The organism is Vagococcus allomyrinae, assembly GCF_017829975.1.
GTDB lineage: Bacteria > Bacillota > Bacilli > Lactobacillales > Vagococcaceae > Vagococcus_D > Vagococcus_D allomyrinae.
This window is the reverse complement of sequence record NZ_JAEEGA010000013.1, coordinates 14165-32104: the sequence shown is the minus strand read 5'-3', so window position 1 is coordinate 32104 and position 17940 is coordinate 14165. Positions and strand designations below refer to the sequence as shown.

The following is a 17940-nucleotide window of genomic DNA, read 5'->3' as shown; positions in this document are numbered from 1 at the left end:
GTGATTGCATATCAGCTTTTTAGAAAATAATGATTGTGTATCTCTGGATTAATTGATATATAATAATTCACTATCTATCTTAGTATTCACTTATCCGTTTGGTATACACTCAGCCTGAAAATTTTCCACCATTGAATAATATCGCCACTGACACAGAAAACAATGGTAAATGATAGAAATGCACCAGTTATTGTCAAGCTGGTTACGAGAATAGATTTTAGATCTATAGACGCTTCGCTTTATTACCTCTGCTGAGACTACGTTGCAACAGAAATCATACTTCTGCGACTCGTTATCAAGTGAAAGTAGCGCTATCAATGTACCCCTTCGACAAAAAAATAACCACTCACTATTTTTCAATAAATAGCAGCAATAGTATTCCTTTGACAGCGGGATCGTATTAGCCCGCAGCTACTGATCTTAAAAGACAGATACCTGCTACAGCTATCTTATTAACTTTCGCAATCAAAGGAAGTCTTAAATGACGCATTTAGTTGCAATAACTGATAAGATTTTACGCATATAATGGCTTATTTCTTCGCTCAATAAAAAAACCGTTTCCTATTTGAATAAGTTCAACATTGTAATTTAATCCATACTTTAGTGGTGGTCATTGTTGATTATTTTTTTGACAACAGAGAACATTCTGTATACGATAATCTCCGATCAAAAAAACAACTAATTTCAACAGTTAAAGAAAAATTATCATTTCAGAATAGCTATGTACTTAGGTAAATTAAGAGTCTACATTTAAGTGTTAAAATTAAATATGATAAATTCCTCATTTACTTGAAATAAAATTACTACAACATTAAAAAACGTCTGCGGAGCTTTTAAATTGGCACTTACTATTGCAAGCATATATGAATCAATTTCAGAATTATTCCCGTTGACATAATAACGTTTCTAACAATCAAAAAATATTACCTCCCCATTGACACTATCAACTTCCAGTCACTTTTTCGTGAAATTTGACATGAGAAAGTGCTAGATTGAGACGTTCTTAGAATTATGAAATTGATTCATATAGAAGAAATTAACTTTTATATTTTTAATATATGACTATATTACAATAAAATTACTACACTAGAATTTATGAGCGAAATGATAATAATCAATACTTGTTCCGTAAGTTTTCTATTTAATAGATAAAACAACACATTAACAATAATAGCAGTAGTTAAATTTGTAATTATACTAAGAACTGAAATATCAATACTACTATTTATTGATAAAATGATTAGGGAAAGTACGACACCAACTATGACTGAAACTAAATAACAAAAATTTATTATTTCCCATGACTGGCTCTCTATAAAAATGAACTTTAGTAAATTTCTATAAATAAAGGTCATAAAAATAACCGTTAATAGTGACATTAAAGTTATCATAATTGCAAAAATCAAATATGATTCATTCCCAAGTAATTGACTAATATCTGGACCAGATAATAACTTTCTTGCAATCTCACTCTTTTCAAATACCTTCGCTAATAGTAAGTTTAAAAAAACATATATAATTCCTAATGTTAAAATTAATTTTCTATTGTTTAAACTGTAATTTTTTATCAAAGATGTACACCTCTTCATACTCAATTTTTTCTTTAATATGTTCGTGAGATACCAAAAAGATAACACTCTCACTTTTTCTAAAAATAATTTCGTTTATAATTTTCAGCTTGTTGGTCTCATCAACTCCTGCAAGAGTTTCGTCTAAAACAATTAATTGCCATTCAATTTCAGAAAAAATCAGGGATAAACCAACCATTAATTGCATACCAAAGCTTGATTGACTATAAATTTTATTAAGTTGTTCATCGGAATATAAGCTTTTTATATTAGCCATCACGACATCAGTAAGTTTAGCTCCGAAAATCCAATATGTCAGTTTGATATTTTCTATAATGGTTAAGTCTTCAATACCAATCCCTGACTCACCAAGATATAAAATCTTTTTTGGGTCAATATTGGTCACAATATTTCCTGTTTTTCTAAACCCCGATAGATATTCCAAAAAAAGTGTTTTACCACTTCCATTGGCACCACTCAATTTATACAATCCATTACTTATCGAATGATCATTTTCTATTACTAAAAAAACATTTCCAGATATCTTGAATTCGCCACTTTTAATTTGTATTTTCACCATGTTATCCCCTCAATTATCCCAGAACCTATAATCAACAGCCCAGATAATAAATATATTTTTTTATTTTCTTTTATATATTCTTTTATAGTTGCAAATGATTTATTTTTCCACCAATAGTATAGCAGTCTAAAAGATAATAGTTGATACAAAAACATATTTGGAATCTCAATTATTCCATGACGCCACAATTTGTCAATCGCTTGATCTAAACCAAAAGTAACAATTCCTGTTTTAATAGACCAAGATAAAACGAGAGTCTCAAAAACAAAAAAAATAGGGCTTAATAAAAAGAAAACTTGCCATTTTATGTATAGCATCAAATTATGAAAAATAATTTCAATACCAGATACCGTTACTTCATCAAAATCGGCTTCTTTAAGTCCTATAAGTCCTTTAAAATTAATAATCAATAAGTAAAAGATTACACTCATAAGAAAAAAATACTTTAGATAAACTTTCCAACTTAACTTATACATAATACTAATTTCCTTTCATTTTTTCAATAAGCTGCATTAATTGAGGGGCAAATGAGATTAGGAATAATAAAGTTGTTGGTGCCCAACATCTAATATAACTTAATTGCCATGTTGGTTTGCGCTTCTCCATTAGTGCTTTTTCTTCAAAGAATTTATACCACAAAACCAATATTATAATAGCTGTAATTTGAATAATCAAAAGCTTAACATTAAATAAATTAACTAGACTCGTAACCAAAATTGAAAAAAAACCTAAACTCGCATAACGTGAAAAAAGTATCCTCTTAAAATAACCCGTTCCCGAGAGCCTATAAAAACGAAATCGATTATATTCGAAGCTATGTTTCTCTAAATTAACATCTTGTAACAATTCGAAAATAATTAGAAGTATGAAAATGCCATTATAATTAATAGTTGTTACCCATGTGTATAAAACTTTAATTCGAAAAAAAATAATAAGTTTGGGCAGAATAAAAAAAACAGCTAAGCATAAACTAGATTGCCATTGACCAAAAAGAAAGTGTCTGAATACTAAAAGAGTCTTCGCAGAAATAAACTTATTTTTAATTGGTTCATTTTTTACTATTCTTTTATTATTAGATAACAGTAGAATGCACAATGCTGAACAAAACAAACCATTCATTGCAACAGGAAAAAGATATCCCCAATTAAAAATCATTAAAATAATTAAAACCACAAGATGAATTTCTCCAATAATTTCACTCCATTTATTGCGAGAAAGATTACTAAATAAAATACATGATGCTAAGATAATCAAAGATATATTCTCAGTTAACAAAGTAACATTCGCTAAGCATAAAACAGAATATAAAATAGCAATCCAGATAAATTTATTTCTTTTTATGTAAAGACTCCAACCTAATTTCAAAATGTGATCATCAGCCAAACGAAAAGTATTAAATTTATTCAAGTTCATATATGCTTCTGTTTCCTTATTTGAATTTAACAGACAGCTAAGTAATACAATAATCGTTATAAACGGACTGTTTGTTATTCTTTGAAGGAGTACAGAAAAAAATGCTAGTATAAACGATAAACCAAAAACAACATAGAAGTTATAATACCCATATTTTCTCTTCCAAAACGAATTAAAAAAACTAAACATAATTCTCCTTCCAAGATATCTAGAATTTGACAACATATAGTGAAGATCACCAAATTAGTAAATTTGCAGTAATCTTCACTATAATAATGACGCATTTTACAAATACTCGTATTAACTAAGTATTTTATTTTTTACCACGTAACAGCATATTTTTGACCTTTTTTCTTAATGAATTGATATACCGTAGCTACAAGAGCAGAGACACTAGCACCTGCACCAGTAATTGCAAGAACTAAGGAAATGGCAAAAGTTGCTGTACCATAAGCATTTATTACTGCAACAATCTGATTAGCCGTTTTAGCCGCAAAACCAAAAGTTGCTACAAGATAAGGTGAACTATAATCGAGTAAAAACGCACCTGCTAAAACTACTGAAAGCATATATATAATTTTTCTCACCATGCCACCGCCTTAACAAAAGATTTTTTAGCTAAATATTTCACAGTTTGCACTGCTGCCAATGTAAAACCTCCAACACCAAAAACTATACCAATCAAACTTACTACTGTAACTATATTTGAAGCAGACAAGATAAAATTAGTTACAGCTTTAGCTGTAGTGTCTGCTAAACCAAATGTGATAGCAACATGTGGAATTAACTTCGAAAAAGATGCACTTACAATAAAAATACTAGTCAAAGAAAAAGCAACTTTCTTAATCATAATTTCTCCTTTCAATTAAACCATTTTTTTAAACGAGACCATCAAAAACACACCATAAGAACCTAATCTTCAATATAAACTGGTGTAATCAATATGGAAAATTAAATTTTTAGTTTTTGATTTACAACTTGAAGTTCTTTTACATGCTAGGTGAACCTCGAACCTTAAAGATAATACACATTATTCTTCATCACTCCTCCTTAAAAATCGTTTAATTTTTCAATTACATCATTGTTGTGAAGATTTAGTTATAGCCAGTTTGTTGCCATAAAGAGAAAAAAGAAGGGCTAGTACAGCAATCCACAATATTTGATATACATTTTTTTCATTCAGATCAAATAAACAATTACCTTGGCCACCTACTTGCTAATATTTGGAAATATGAATTAACTGATACTAACTCATTAGATGAATCATTCACAAGTTCCGAATTCAGAATCTCTGATTTACGGAAATTAAGATTTTCATTTTTATTGATTGTCTCCTTTTCAAACAAGTTCTTTTCTTGGAAAACTTCCCATAACAATTGTTTATTCATCCTATATTCTCCTTTAGTATTATGTGTCTAATTATAGACGATATTTAATTTTTAGTAATGAGTATATTGTGCAATTAAGCAAGCTATAGTATGCTTAAATTATAGTTATAGCTTAATGAGGAGGAGTGAATATATGACTTTAACAAAAAGCATTATTTCAAAAATGGCATCCAACAAAACAATAGGTAGGTATAACAGCTACTATACTACCGACCTCCTAGAAATTTTAAATTTTAAAAAATGTTTCAAATGGAGCATATACTACTGGCATATTTCAAAAATGACTAACTCTCTAAATACAGATGGTCTCGATATAATGTACAATATAGAATTAATTGGTTTATCAGCTCGATTAATGGACGATTTTTTAGATAAAGATACTCTGCTATCAAGCATAATTAATCCGGAACACTTGGCTCTTCTATCTACAGAACTACTAGTCGAAAGTCTTGAGTCACTTGGAAAACATGTAAATTTCGATTATGACCTTTTAAAAGATGCTTTACATGCAGAATTTATTGACTATTCTACAACGATAAATTCGCAAAACTCTATAGATTTTTATTTCAAAAATATCATTTCAAAATCAACCGCAATATTTCAATTAGTAACCAAATTAGCAAGTAATAACGATTCCAGTCTCGATCAGTTTGCAATTCACTATGGTACGATATGCCAAATTGAAAATGATGTTATTGGGGTTTTAAACAATAGTTCAATGGATATCTCTCAACTAAAAAATACTCTCCCTTTAATTGCAAGTATAAATACACTTAATAAAAACAATAACGATACTCTGTTATATCTTCTTAATAACCCAGCTTCTTCGGTACAGACAATTCGGACTAAAATAATAAAAACTGGTGCTATAGATTTTTGTAAAGAACTGATCTCTTCTGAAAAAATAAATGCACTAACTATATTAGATAGATTTGATAATACAAAAGATTTGTTAGCGCTCAAAAAATACTTAGGATTGGATGTTTGATTTATGAGAGGAAAACTTATTTATATCTTATTTTCTTTTATATTTTTACTTCTCTCTCTATTTTCTATTGAGAATTATAGTTTCTTACACTATAAATATTTGCCAATTATTACTCCGATTATTATCTTTCTAGTTCTCTTTAGTACGTTCATCATACTCGTATCTAGTGATGAAAAAAAAACTAAATACTTTTGCTGGATAATTTTTCTTATCTCCATTTACTTGATTCTAGACGTATTGCCATTTTCTTTTTTTTATCCTATTTCTTTCATAATAATCTCTTTTTTACCTTATTATGTGTATAATTTTTTTATTATTTTTAATTCTATTCCGACTTCTTCTATGTTAAAAAGAATAAGAAAATGTTTGATTAGTTATTCAATTATAACGTCCGTTCTCTTATTAATTAATTTTGAACATTTTTACTGGTTGATACTCCTAGAGATTATTTTAAGTATTATCGGCTGTATTGTACTATATTCGAAAGAAAAAGATCACTTAAGCACTAAAACCCGAAAAGAACAAACCTTATTAACAAAGACCTTAGTTGTATCTCTTAGCCCTTTTATTTTTTCTTACTCACTCTTAAATAGTGTCTTATCAAGCGAACTTAAATTTTACTCTCTTTTTTTTGTTCTGTTAATCCCCATTACTGTAGGTCTTATTTTAGTCAAACGTAATGATATTCGTTTAAATAAAATTGTTATAACGATTAATTTCATCACTCACATAATCTGTTTTTCTTTGTTACTTACTGTTAGTAATTATTTTCTTAATCTCTCATTGTTTGGAATTTACTTCCTAATAGTTTTTTATTGTTTGTTTCTATATATTTTCCATCTAAAAAGTTGGTATTTAAATAACATTACTTTGAGAAAACTCCAGCAAAAAAAAAATGAGTTCCAAAAAGAAAAAAATGAGTTTATTCAAACAATTACAAAGGAAAAAACACTCTCTTCTATAAGTTCATTAATTAGTAAGCTCCTAATGCAGAATTATGGAATTATGAATTACTTAATTGTTTGGAAAGATGAACATACCCCGTACATTCTATCATGTACAGAAAATTTTTTAGACATTACATTAACAGCTACAATCATTGATGAATTCGAAAAAATATCTACAACATTTAATTATAAAAGTAATGAGTTCACAAAATTCACATTTCATAAAAACAATAAAACTTTTGGTTGGCTGATAGTTAGTAAAGATCAGAATTCCAAATTGTCATTAATTGAATATAAGTCAATTAATGATTTGATAGGTGTCATAGGTGAGATACTAATTGAAAATGAAAGGCTGTATGACATTAAACAAGAGGCATTAAAAATAGAAAGTTTATCATACGACGAATATATAAGCTATGAATATTTAAATATGGTACAAAATTTTCACAAAGATTTCTCCTTTTTTTTACATGATAACGTTTTACAAAATATTTTAGCATTAAAAAAATTGACTGAATCTATTGAAACTGATCACATCGAAACAAAAAAACTAATATTAGAATCGTTCGATACATTAAATGAAGTTTTCAGAAATAAAATATCTGAACTCTATCCGTCAACAATAGAAAACGCCCCCTTATCACGTAGTATTCAATTTCTTTGTGATAAATTAAATGATAAACAAGATGCTGTTTTTATCAATTTTAATTGTTCTCACGATTTACAATTAGAGAAAGAGATCAAATTCCATATCTATCGAATTATACAAGAATTAATAGTCAATGCACTTAAGCACTCTCATGCAACAGAAATTATCATTACTCTGATCCAAACTGAGTTTTCCATTGAAAGTGTCATTCAAGACAATGGCATAGGGTTTGACCATAATGAAATCCGACTTAGAGGATTTGAAAATCACCATTTCGGTTTATTATCAATAAATCAAGAAGTTAATTCTTTAAATGGAAAAATGACAGTTTTACCCGTAATTCCACATGGTACAAAATTTACAATAGTTTTGCCTATTACAATGGAGGAAAGAAGATTATGAAAGTATATTTATTAGATGATCATGTACTATTTTCTAAAAGTCTTGAAATTGCATTCCAGACAATGGATATTTCAATTACTAGTTTTACAGGGCCAACATCTTTTTTCGATAAAATAAAACATGAACAACCAGATATAGTCTTACTGGATATCCATATGGGAGAAATCAGCGGGTTTGATATTTCCAAAGATATCCTAAAAATGTACCCCAATATAAAAGTTGTTTTTTTATCAGGATTTAATCTAATTGAATATCAAAATGAGGCAATAAAATCTGGTGCTTGGGGATTACTAAATAAGAATTTAACAATCGAAAGCTTATACAGTGATTTAATAAACATATATCATGGAATCAATTTACTACCCAGCAACTCAAACTCACTAGATTCACTTAGTGAACGAGAAAAAGAAATATTAAAATGTGCAGCAGAAGGACTTAAACAACAAGAGATAGCAGAACGACTTCATATTAGTAGAAGAACTGTAAATAACCATCTTTTATCTATTAACGAAAAACTCCAAGTGAACTCAACTGTCTCTGCAATTATTCAAGCAATCGAATTAGGTATCATTAGAGTTAGAGGATACTGATAATTTTTCAACTATAAGAACTGAAAAGATTTTTTGTAAAATCATATCTACATAAGGTAAATTTAGAAGAAACTAATCTGATAGGAACACAAATCATAGGAGTAAATCTGTACTGAATATTGCGCTAAGATTGAGCCGGTTAAGCAGAGTTATGGTTCTTCCGCAAATGTAAGGGGAAAACCTTTTAGAAATAACAATAAAATCGTATAATAAATGGAGATAAAAAAATGAACGTGAAGGTGTGAGAGTGAACGAATAAGCAAACAAGACTACAATTAACCCGTTTTTCCCGGAAACACTGTACATTACGAATATTGAAGAAACTGACAATCAGCTGACCATTCAAATGAAGTCGTTGACAAAAACTAGCCAATGTCCGAAGTGCCATGAGGTTTGCCACACTCACCACAATGCTTATGTCAGAAAAGCACAAGATTTGCCCATTTTAGGTAAAACAGTTTTTCTGGAAATCACTACCTACTCTTATGACTGTCCTAATCCAGTTTGTCATGTTAAAACCGTCACAGAAGACTACACTCATTTTTTGAGTGATTATTTCGGGTTGATTTGAGCCATCAATTCGGATAGCTTGAGCCACCAAAACGGATGTGTTGAGCCGTTTAAAGAGAGGAAGAAATTTCGGAGAGATGAGCCACCATTTCGGGAATAGTGAGCCACGAAAAAGAGTTGATCTATTGCTAAATCAACTCTTCCTTTTTATCTAGACCTCATCGAGCGCTCTCCTTCAATGAAAAGTAAGCGAGTAATCACAGCACGGGTGCACAAATAACGTCATATATCGTAAGTCACTAGTGTTGCGCAGATGAAGTCAGAATATTCTGATTTATTCAAGTTCTAGAAAATTGACAAAACGGTCAATGCTTACGCAACGGATGACCATTTCCAGAAAATTTTCAGTAATTGATTTTAAATCCACAAGCGACAGCGACAAGTTAAGCGATTATATCGGAATAAAGGGTCTCAACCAGCGTTCTGCCGGATCAAACCGTTGATAATGAAAGGCTCGTTTGAGTTGAAACAGAGTCGCGCTTGACCCTAAATCCAGTTTAATCAGATAAGTTAAAAGCGTCGCAATGAGTGTGAGAATGACTTGATTCATCGCCCCTTGCTCATCTTGCGAGTAAATTTTTTTGATCGTCAGATTTTGCTTTGAATGTTAAAAAAACAACTCTATTTGCCACCTTGCTTGATACATATCCGCAATTGCTTGCACACTAACGTCCATGCGATTTGTCACGAGCCGCAGAAGCTTCTGCCCTTTTGTTAAAATGGTCACCAATCGAAAACGTGACGTGAGGGAGCTCTTTCCACCTCCCAAAGCAACGTGCTGGTCACTAATAACTTGCCCGTCAGTCGTCTGATAGTCATCAATTTCTATCTGATCAAGGACGCTAACAAGCGTATTTTTCTTGATACGAGTCACGAAAAAGAACCCATCACGATGCATCTTGTCCAATAAGATATAGTCGAAATAACCACGGTCTACCACGTAAGTAGCTTCTGCTTTATTAACGAGCACCTCAATCTGAGTGCGATCATGGACCTTTGCGTGGGTGATTGTAAATGCTTCTGGATACTGATTATTTTCGTCCATATAGCACAAGCTCAGATGAAGTTTAATCCCTGACTTGGTGGAACGAAACTTGGCCCACGGAAACAAGTGCTGATTCAATGGAATGGTCGTAGAGTCAATCAATTGAAGACTATTTCGTTTGGTCGTTGGTTGTTTTTGTTGAATTTCCCCAACGAGGTTTCGGAAAATTTCCATGAGAACAGTGGGCTCCATCTCAATCAGCCGACGAGACAAATTGCTGTGGTTAATTGATTCGATACCGATTTCGCGACAAAGCCGTTGATCAAGAAAGGCGCGACTCATCTCGCGGTAGCTCGGGTATTCTTCATAAACCGCATGCAACAAAATGTTTAAAGTCGTTTGAAAATCAAGTTTTTTACTGTAATAATCGTAGTTTGTGATAAACGTTTGAGCATCCGTCGATAAGTTTTTTAACTTTATTGACGAAACCCATTCCTGAAATGATGTTTTTGAGGTATACTTATCCATGCGATAGTCCTTTTTATTGGTCTTGGGTAAGTCATCCAAGGCTAGTATAAAGGATTTTTTTGTTCTTGAAAACCTTGAGTTCAAGGTTTATATCCATTTTAAATCTTTGCAACACTAGTGATAATAAGTATAATAGCCATTGTTTTTGTGCTCAACATAAATTTTCAATTTGGCGTAGGTGTAGCACCTATACTAATTTTGGTTGAATTGAATACAATATCATCTGGCCATTAATACAATATTTGCAGCATGATACCGTAGTTTTCTTGCAATGCTTTTTATGGTGTCCGTCATAGACAAGTACCTGATATTGAGTTCACTGACTTTTATACGCATAATTAGGATGTATGATAAAGAATTTTTTTAATCGAGATTCTATCTTGAATGTTGCCTACGTACGTGTATCATCTGAAGTATAAAATTTGAACAGGCAATTAACTAATTAAAAATTTGATGCTGAGAAATTCTTCATTGAAAAAGTCTGGGACGTCAGGAGCAAGGTATAAAATTGGTAAAGAAACGATAAGACTATAAAGGTCGTCTTTCCCTTTTATTCAATCCACATCGGCAGACCCACGGTAGCCTGTTGTTACTGATAGAATGATTAGAGTGAATACTGCGGCAGGAAAAGACCTTAAGTGCGCCATATTAGACCACGTTAGGCGGACTAATAGACCGGGCAATGCATACAACTAGACCAACATGACAGAAATCCCTGATTCCAACCTGGGATATCAGGGATTAGTCTATTTAACTCATAGAGGCAATTGCCTAATCTAGCTCGTTGTGTGTCTGTATAGTCTCACGCTGCCTTCTAATCCCGTGTCTTTCTCGCATTGATACGTCACCATCTATCAGTAAATGATACGAATCATGAACGATACGATCGAGAATCGCATCGGCAATTTGAATTTGACTGAGTTTCGCATGCCACCCTTCAGGAGCGAATTGAGAACAGAAAATGGTGGAAGCTTTCTTAATACGGGCATCAATGATTTCCAAAATATAAGTAGACCCTTCCAAGGACAAGTCTGTTAATAACCATTCATCGATAATAAGTAAGTCGATTTTTTTGTATTTAGTAATTAGCTTTCGAAAACTACCGTCGGCGGCGTGTTTGGCGACGGCTAGTTCATCAAGTAACTCAGGCAACCTCATGTATTTCACTTTTCTAAATTGGCGACAGGCTTGAATACCTAAGGCATTCGCAATCCAACTTTTGCCGTTACCACTGGCGCCCATAATAATGAGATTATGGGACTGTTCAATATAGTTGCCGGCCGCTAATTCTGCGATTAGCTGAGCGTCTAGATGTCTATCTTCATGATACTCGATATCCTCAATACAAGCAGTGGGGTCGCTTAAACGGGCCTGCTTGATTAGTCGATCAAGTAGTGCCGTTTTTCGTCGTGAATATTCCCTATCTACCAGTAAATTGAAGAAATCCTCACTTGTTAACTCTTGATAAGTTGAATTTGTTTGAAGTTCTTCATAAAGTTCTGACATTCCAGTTAATCTCATGTCTCTTAGTTTCCTTAATGTGTCATTATTCATTAATTTTTCTCTCCTTTAAAGTAATTGGCGCCCCGTGTGAATCCATAATCATTCCCTGGCGGTGTTTCTTTGTGAGGAGGGGAGTCTGTTAATTTTGACTTTTTCTTGTTTCGTTCTAATACTGACTTCACTAATCCTAGAGTCGGGTTAGTTGACACCTTGAGTACTGTTTGACTGGCAACTTCAATTTCAGTCAAGGTGTATTTTTTTTCTAAGTTTTTCAGTGCCATCAAACTGATAAGTGCCTTCTTTTCGACGGTTGTATCTAATAGATATTGGACAAGTCTCAGTGTTTGATTGCCTACGTCACTTGCCCAGTTTAAACAACTATCTGGTGTATGATTCAGATACTTGCGATGGTGATTCGGCATATGATCAGGATTGGTGGCATATTGGCCAATTTCACCTTTTAATCGATTATGTGATGCAATTCGGATGTCTTTGAAGTAAACTTCAATTAGGTCCTTAGTGAGTCGACTAGACACGTCATTTTGGACATACTCATATGGGACGGAGTAATACATACGTTCAACCTGGATGTGATAGTTCAATTGAACTTTACTTGTTTTCCATTTCGCCATTTTATAAGGCGTTCGAGGAAGAGGGTGAAGGTGAGATTTCTCTTCTTCCTCGAATATCTGTTGTCTGGAGCCATTTCGTTTTTGAAAGTCAGTTCGATTAATGTCATCTAGCTTGGCTAATAGTTCTTGATTGAGCTGATCAAGACTGAAACATTGATAATAACGTAAAGCTGCGATGATTTGTCTCGAAATATGTCCAACGGCCCCTTCAACTGATGCCTTATCTTTAGGCGTTCTCACTCTTGCTGGAACGACAACTGTTTGGTAATAATCAGCTAATTCTCGATAAGCTTCGTTTATGATTGGATCATATTTATCAGATTTAATAACACCGGTACGTAAATTATCGGGAACCAGTACTTCCGATACGCCACCGAAATAATTGAAGGCGTTAATATGTGCAGTTAGCCAGCTGTCTGTCTTCATATCTAAGAACCCTTCGACATAGCTATATTGACTATAGGGCAGTGTCGCAATAAAAATATAAACCTTAATCGTCTCGCCTGTCTCTCGATCTCTAAGGCCCAGAGTTGAACCAGCCCAGTCAGTCTCAATAAGCTCTCCTGGTTTCCGTCTGATTGGCATCGTTAGTTTGTATTTCTTGGCATGTTTCCCGTAGTTCTCACAAAAGGTTCGATAAGCATAAGGGATTTTATGGTGGTGCCTTGCCTTGTCCTCATATTCATGATGAAGAAGCTTCAATGTGACATTTTTTTCATCAACTCTTGGTGAATCTCATCCCAATTAATTGGGAAGTAACCTTTCTCTAATGCTTGTTTTTCAGGAAAAAGAAAGTCTTCAAACCACTGGTCTGTCATGGCGTCTGTCAATTCCTCAAGCCCTTTCATTTTTGCTTGTTTAATGACATCAGACACTGTTTGCCGCGCATTTCCGGTACTAGAACTGATTGTTCGTTGCGCAATGTTGGACAAGTACAGTTCTAATATCTTTCGATACTGAATCATAAAAAAACCTCCTGTATAATCATAGTGTCACGCTTAACACGTGCCCCTTAATTATACAAGATGCTTTCATTTAACTGGGTTGGTCTACTTCTCCGCATCAGCCGGTCTTTTCTTCCGCTTCGTACGGTCTGTTTCTCCGCACTTAAGGTCTATTTCGTCCGCAGTATTCAATTAGAGTGTTGAAGTCTTAGAGATTGCTAAAACGAACGATATAACAAGGTAAACTGCATATAGAATCGAGAGTGGCATTGCATTAGCAGGCAATTCCAAAGAGGAAGCATGATTTTTTTAATCATGCTTCCTCTTCTTTTATACTGAATCTACTGTATACTCGGTTACGATTCAAGCAGCCATTTTTTTCCATCGAATTGATGAAAAAACAACTCAATATCTTTTCACAAATGATGAGGCCATTTTTGTTGTACAGGTTTCCATTTGAATCATTGAATAAAACTTTCCTGATTCTTCTCTTCCAGTTCCGGCATGTACCCCATTACGTGCATCTTCTTGCGTTTCCCACATAACAAAATCAGTCCAGGTATCTTTATCAAGGTATTGTTCCCAAAATAAGAAACCGTCTGCTTTGGATACACAGTTATCGTGTAATTTTTGAGTTGCTTTGATAAAATCTTCGTTCGAAACCCCATCTTTCAATTTATAAGAAATTAGCCAAGCCGTATTTACCATGGTCTCCTCCTTTTCATAATTAATTCCTTTAATTAACTCATCTAGAGAAATATCAAAAAGCTTACTTAAGGCAATTAACGCTTGAATATCGGGATAAGTTTTCCCTTTTTCCCATTTCGAAATAGTCTGACGTGTCACATATATTTTTTCTGCCAAATCAGTTTGAGAAAGCCCACTGACTTCTCGATATTTTTTTAATTGCTTAGCAAAGTTCATTTTCTCCCCCCCTAGTAACTTTATATTACATTGAATGTCAATTTTTATCTATCTATTGTAGATTACATCATTTGGTATTTAATGTACACATCTGTTTACATGGTGAAGAAAAATACAAGGTTCCTCTTGCGTTGTTCTATCACCAGTCATTCCCATGCAGTGTTTGAAAAGAGGAGACAGATTCCGATTGGGCATCCCCCAAAAAAGGGACAGTGCTTAGTATTAACCGCATCAGAATAGTCAGCAATGCAAAAAATCATCGACTTGTTTATCAGTTATCTGTTCTAAAAGTGCTGAAAAGCGTGGTTAATTGCTTGTGATACTCGCTGACAAGATAAGTCAACCTAGGCAGATTAGTCAGAAACAAATTATATTCTGTTCCTTTCATTTTAACATCTACTTTTCTATTCATCGGGCTTGATTTTAAACCCAGTTTTCATCGCTGAATAGGATTCAAATCGTTTATGATACTCTTCTTAAGGATCAATCAATGTGAAGTGAGACTTGAAAATTTCATTATAGGACATAAAACACACCTCTATCGCTAAAATAATAAGCTAATTTTAACGATAGGAGTGTGTTCGGTTAAATGATTGTGGTAATTAAGGAGTTGCTACAAAAAATACAAACTTCCCAACAAGATATATTTAGACGTTACTAACGTAGTTGCGTTATCAAGTACCGTTAGAGGCTCTCTTTCTAAGAAAGAATCGACAGTTCCCATTATCTTTACAACTACATTAAACTCGCCATCATTATTTCTTAGGAAAAGAATTTATCAGCGCTACCAGAATAAGAGAGATCAACCAAATACTGGCGATACATAATAAGAGTAGGCTTAACATCCAAAAGATAAAATAGGGGGCAATTAGAAAATTTAATTTTTCAATACCCATGACACCTTTTATGGTCAATAAATACAAAACACTTCCTAGAATAAACAGAATGAGTGGACTAACATATTTTTTCATTTTCATTCTCCTTATTCATAAATTAGCTCACTAATGACAGCACAACGGCTTGCTTATTGTTCAACATTCAATTTGTAATAATCGAATGTTGCTTCTTTTTCAAATCCGCATTCTTCGTACAACTTTAAGGCTGACGGGTTAATTAAGGCCACTTCTAAATAAATATTTTTCAGGCCTGTGGCAAGTTTGTCATTAATAATTTGAGCTAGCATATTTCTGCCATATCCTTTTCCTCGTTCAGCCGCAGACACAACAAAACCAAATAACCCTAGACTATCGGCACTTTCTCCTAGCCAAATTTTGCCGACAATTTCCCCATTGACCTCAGCCAATAAAATATTTTGTAAATCAATTTCTCTTATCTGGGTAACCTCACCAAAGCCATCAAAATCTAAGGCATTTATTTGTTTTTCATCAGTTATATTTGCTTGACGAAGTGTCACGCTTGATGAGATGACTGACGGCTTTTTCTCAGGGTTAAGTACTAATCTGTATTCTGAAAAATCATACTCTAACAAATTATTTTTAAAGTTTGTCACAGTTAATGTATCATTGGAATCCGTAATAAACATTACTTTATTTAAGCTTCTTTCTCTTGCTTCTGAGATAGCTAATTGGAAAAAATCAGATATGTTTGATTCGGTTCCTCCCAGTAGAGTTATCTCCAATTCATTGCCACTATAGGAAGATGCCAACATGTATGATTGTAAACGATCATTTTTCATCAATAGGAAGTGGCTAACCAACTTATTTTGCTCATCTTCTAAAATATTGGCATCTAATTTAAAATAAATGTGTTCTTTTTTAGCAAACTGCTTAGCCAACGCATAAATCTTTTTTCTTTGCTCATCGTTTAAAGCTGTTAATTTTTCAATCTTTCTCACTATTGTCTCCTTTACGACTTATCATTTTTGAACATTCAAGTTTTACTGCCAGTTTCGTCACACTTACTTCAAATTTGATGTATATAGTATAAGTATACCAACAAACAACCCTAACAAAACTTTTTCATTATTTACTCTTCCAACTTTCAATTTTTGATGTTTTAGCATTTAGAAATTGATGAGATCGATGGGTAAATAAAAATCTCCTTTAGTCCTTAGCTTTCTGCTAAGGGCTATTTTTAATAGAACCAATAACCGCTTTTAACTGTTGCGAGCTTGTTTTATTTGTATGGTGTATAAAAGAGCGGATAGTATTGCTAATAGTGGGAAAAGCGGTGCCAAAATCAGACACAGAAAGAGAATGGCTTTTTTAGACTTTGTATCCATACTTTATTACCTCCTTTTCGGAATATTAGTTAGGCATCAGGAATCTTTTGAAGGATGTCGTATTTCTGACTTCCCCCTTGCTTTCCATCGCCTATTTTATCCTTGGCGTATCCGTAACATAACCGGTAACGATCACCAACAAGCAATTAAGAATTGGTCTCAAGTAGCTTCTGTTGGCTCTTTGGCAATTTTGACACTACTAGCTCATAGGATCTTTTTAACAATGCGACTAATTCTTCATCAGATAAACTGCTCTTATTTAGAATAATTGAATTCCAATGAGTTTTATTCATATGATAACCCGGAACGATAAAGTCATAAATTTCACGCAACTCTTCATTATATTCAGGTAAACCTTTGACAATGAGTTGGGGGCCCCATTCATGATGAACACCGAGTAAAGCAAAACATTTGTCAGCAACACTAAAGTAGTCAACCTCCCAATCATCACGATAGCGTACGGTTGCACCAGGCCAGCTGTTACTGGCTTTTTTCAAATATACGGCTATTTCTTCCATAGTCTCTCCTCATGTTTAGTTAGTTTTGACATTATAATTAGTTAAAGATAGTCCCAAGATGATCCTTACTATAGACATCGTATTAAATAATCAGACAGATCGTTCCGTTGGATGATGATTTAATGGAAACTATCTGGCGATTTAAATCCTTTTCTTAAAAAGAAACTATTCTTTAATCTTATAAACTATTATACCAATATAATCTCCTAATAGTTAAGATACCCTCGATAAAATCAAGGAATATATCTAGCAAAAGAAACATGCCTCCTCAGTAAGGAGTGCTTTCAACCATTAACAGCATTGTTGGGCGTGATGATAATCTTTTTCGTATAGAGGCAAACAAAACAATGCAAAAAGAGGATATGCGCTAACATGCCCCCTAAGTAATACTGTTAAAGACGTTAACGAGAGATTATTTATCTAAAAAGTAATCGGTTATTCTCGCAAAAGTTGCTGTTTTTTTGCCTCTACTATAGCAGTCACTGCTAGAATAGTCTTAAGCAAAAGGTTGCCCCTTTTCTCCAGATTTTTAGCGTACACTCAGGGGCACCACCTGACTTACGTTTGAT

General features: G+C 33.1%; 20 protein-coding genes. 4 read left to right on the top strand and 16 right to left on the bottom strand.

Translation table 11 applies throughout. The features are described 5' to 3' along the window. Positions 1-1542: 1542 nt before the first annotated feature. The 6 genes from I6N95_RS18000 to I6N95_RS17975 all read right to left on the bottom strand — a co-directional run bounded on the left by I6N95_RS18000 (position 1543) and on the right by I6N95_RS17975 (position 4949). Entirely contained in the window at positions 1543-2145 is a 603-nt protein-coding gene (locus I6N95_RS18000) for an ATP-binding cassette domain-containing protein (protein ID WP_209530613.1), read from the bottom strand. Continuing rightward, the gene (locus tag I6N95_RS17995) at positions 2142-2624 is read right to left on the bottom strand and encodes a stage II sporulation protein M (RefSeq protein WP_209530611.1); all 483 of its coding nucleotides are present in this window, start codon (positions 2622-2624) and stop codon (positions 2142-2144) included. Before I6N95_RS17995 ends, I6N95_RS18000 begins: the two co-directional genes overlap by 4 nt. A gap of 4 nt (positions 2625-2628) precedes the next feature. Beyond that, positions 2629-3555, bottom strand: coding sequence for a hypothetical protein (locus tag I6N95_RS17990; protein ID WP_209530609.1), 927 nt, complete (start codon positions 3553-3555; stop codon positions 2629-2631). Positions 3556-3881: 326 nt separating this feature from the next. Next, positions 3882-4148 carry an uberolysin/carnocyclin family circular bacteriocin gene (locus I6N95_RS17985; RefSeq protein WP_209530607.1) on the bottom strand — a complete coding sequence of 89 codons (267 nt, stop codon included), beginning with the start codon at positions 4146-4148 and terminating at the stop codon, positions 3882-3884. Then, a complete protein-coding gene (locus I6N95_RS17980) occupies positions 4145-4411 on the bottom strand; it encodes an uberolysin/carnocyclin family circular bacteriocin (protein WP_209530592.1) in 267 nt (88 codons plus the stop codon). Before I6N95_RS17980 ends, I6N95_RS17985 begins: the two co-directional genes overlap by 4 nt. Before the next feature lie 346 nt (positions 4412-4757). Further along, the gene (locus tag I6N95_RS17975) at positions 4758-4949 is read right to left on the bottom strand and encodes a hypothetical protein (RefSeq protein WP_209530590.1); all 192 of its coding nucleotides are present in this window, start codon (positions 4947-4949) and stop codon (positions 4758-4760) included. 133 nt (positions 4950-5082) lie between these two features. On the opposite strand from I6N95_RS17975, the gene I6N95_RS17970 reads away from it, so the two are divergent. From I6N95_RS17970 to I6N95_RS27860, 4 genes are all read left to right on the top strand, one after another. After that, positions 5083-5937, top strand: a complete 855-nt coding sequence (locus tag I6N95_RS17970) for a hypothetical protein (protein ID WP_209530589.1) — start codon at positions 5083-5085, stop codon at positions 5935-5937. 987 nt (positions 5938-6924) lie between these two features. Further along, the gene (locus I6N95_RS27175; RefSeq protein WP_245249665.1) at positions 6925-7935 is read left to right on the top strand and encodes a sensor histidine kinase; all 1011 of its coding nucleotides are present in this window, start codon (positions 6925-6927) and stop codon (positions 7933-7935) included. Continuing rightward, positions 7932-8525, top strand: coding sequence for a response regulator transcription factor (locus tag I6N95_RS17960; RefSeq protein ID WP_209530585.1), 594 nt, complete (start codon positions 7932-7934; stop codon positions 8523-8525). Before I6N95_RS27175 ends, I6N95_RS17960 begins: the two co-directional genes overlap by 4 nt. Before the next feature lie 346 nt (positions 8526-8871). After that, complete coding sequence (locus I6N95_RS27860; protein WP_209530583.1) at positions 8872-9096, top strand: transposase family protein; 225 nt, start codon at positions 8872-8874, stop codon at positions 9094-9096. Positions 9097-9486: 390 nt separating this feature from the next. Here I6N95_RS27860 and I6N95_RS27170 read toward each other — a convergent pair whose 3' ends face one another. The 10 genes from I6N95_RS27170 to I6N95_RS17920 all read right to left on the bottom strand — a co-directional run bounded on the left by I6N95_RS27170 (position 9487) and on the right by I6N95_RS17920 (position 17371). Continuing rightward, on the bottom strand, positions 9487-9645 hold the full coding sequence (locus tag I6N95_RS27170) for a hypothetical protein (protein ID WP_245249664.1): 159 nt from the start codon (positions 9643-9645) through the stop codon (positions 9487-9489). A gap of 57 nt (positions 9646-9702) precedes the next feature. Continuing rightward, on the bottom strand, positions 9703-10608 hold the full coding sequence (locus I6N95_RS17950; protein ID WP_245249662.1) for an IS4 family transposase: 906 nt from the start codon (positions 10606-10608) through the stop codon (positions 9703-9705). Positions 10609-11379: 771 nt separating this feature from the next. Continuing rightward, a complete protein-coding gene (gene istB / locus I6N95_RS17945; RefSeq protein WP_209530581.1) occupies positions 11380-12162 on the bottom strand; it encodes an IS21-like element helper ATPase IstB in 783 nt (260 codons plus the stop codon). Next, positions 12162-13445, bottom strand: a complete 1284-nt coding sequence (gene istA / locus I6N95_RS17940; protein WP_245249660.1) for an IS21 family transposase — start codon at positions 13443-13445, stop codon at positions 12162-12164. The genes istB and istA overlap by 1 nt, the downstream gene beginning before the upstream one ends. Further along, positions 13442-13708 (bottom strand): hypothetical protein, encoded by a 267-nt coding sequence (locus tag I6N95_RS27165; RefSeq protein ID WP_245249658.1) that lies wholly within the window; start codon positions 13706-13708, stop codon positions 13442-13444. Before I6N95_RS27165 ends, istA begins: the two co-directional genes overlap by 4 nt. A gap of 384 nt (positions 13709-14092) precedes the next feature. Further along, on the bottom strand, positions 14093-14611 hold the full coding sequence (locus tag I6N95_RS17935) for a helix-turn-helix domain-containing protein (protein ID WP_209530579.1): 519 nt from the start codon (positions 14609-14611) through the stop codon (positions 14093-14095). Positions 14612-15366: 755 nt separating this feature from the next. Beyond that, positions 15367-15582, bottom strand: coding sequence for a hypothetical protein (locus I6N95_RS17930; RefSeq protein WP_209530578.1), 216 nt, complete (start codon positions 15580-15582; stop codon positions 15367-15369). A gap of 53 nt (positions 15583-15635) precedes the next feature. Beyond that, the gene (locus I6N95_RS27750) at positions 15636-16466 is read right to left on the bottom strand and encodes a GNAT family N-acetyltransferase (protein ID WP_209530576.1); all 831 of its coding nucleotides are present in this window, start codon (positions 16464-16466) and stop codon (positions 15636-15638) included. Between the two features lie 261 nt (positions 16467-16727). Next, complete coding sequence (locus tag I6N95_RS27505; RefSeq protein WP_283808994.1) at positions 16728-16853, bottom strand: hypothetical protein; 126 nt, start codon at positions 16851-16853, stop codon at positions 16728-16730. A gap of 146 nt (positions 16854-16999) precedes the next feature. Beyond that, entirely contained in the window at positions 17000-17371 is a 372-nt protein-coding gene (locus I6N95_RS17920) for an MmcQ/YjbR family DNA-binding protein (protein ID WP_209530574.1), read from the bottom strand. Positions 17372-17940 lie beyond the last annotated feature (569 nt).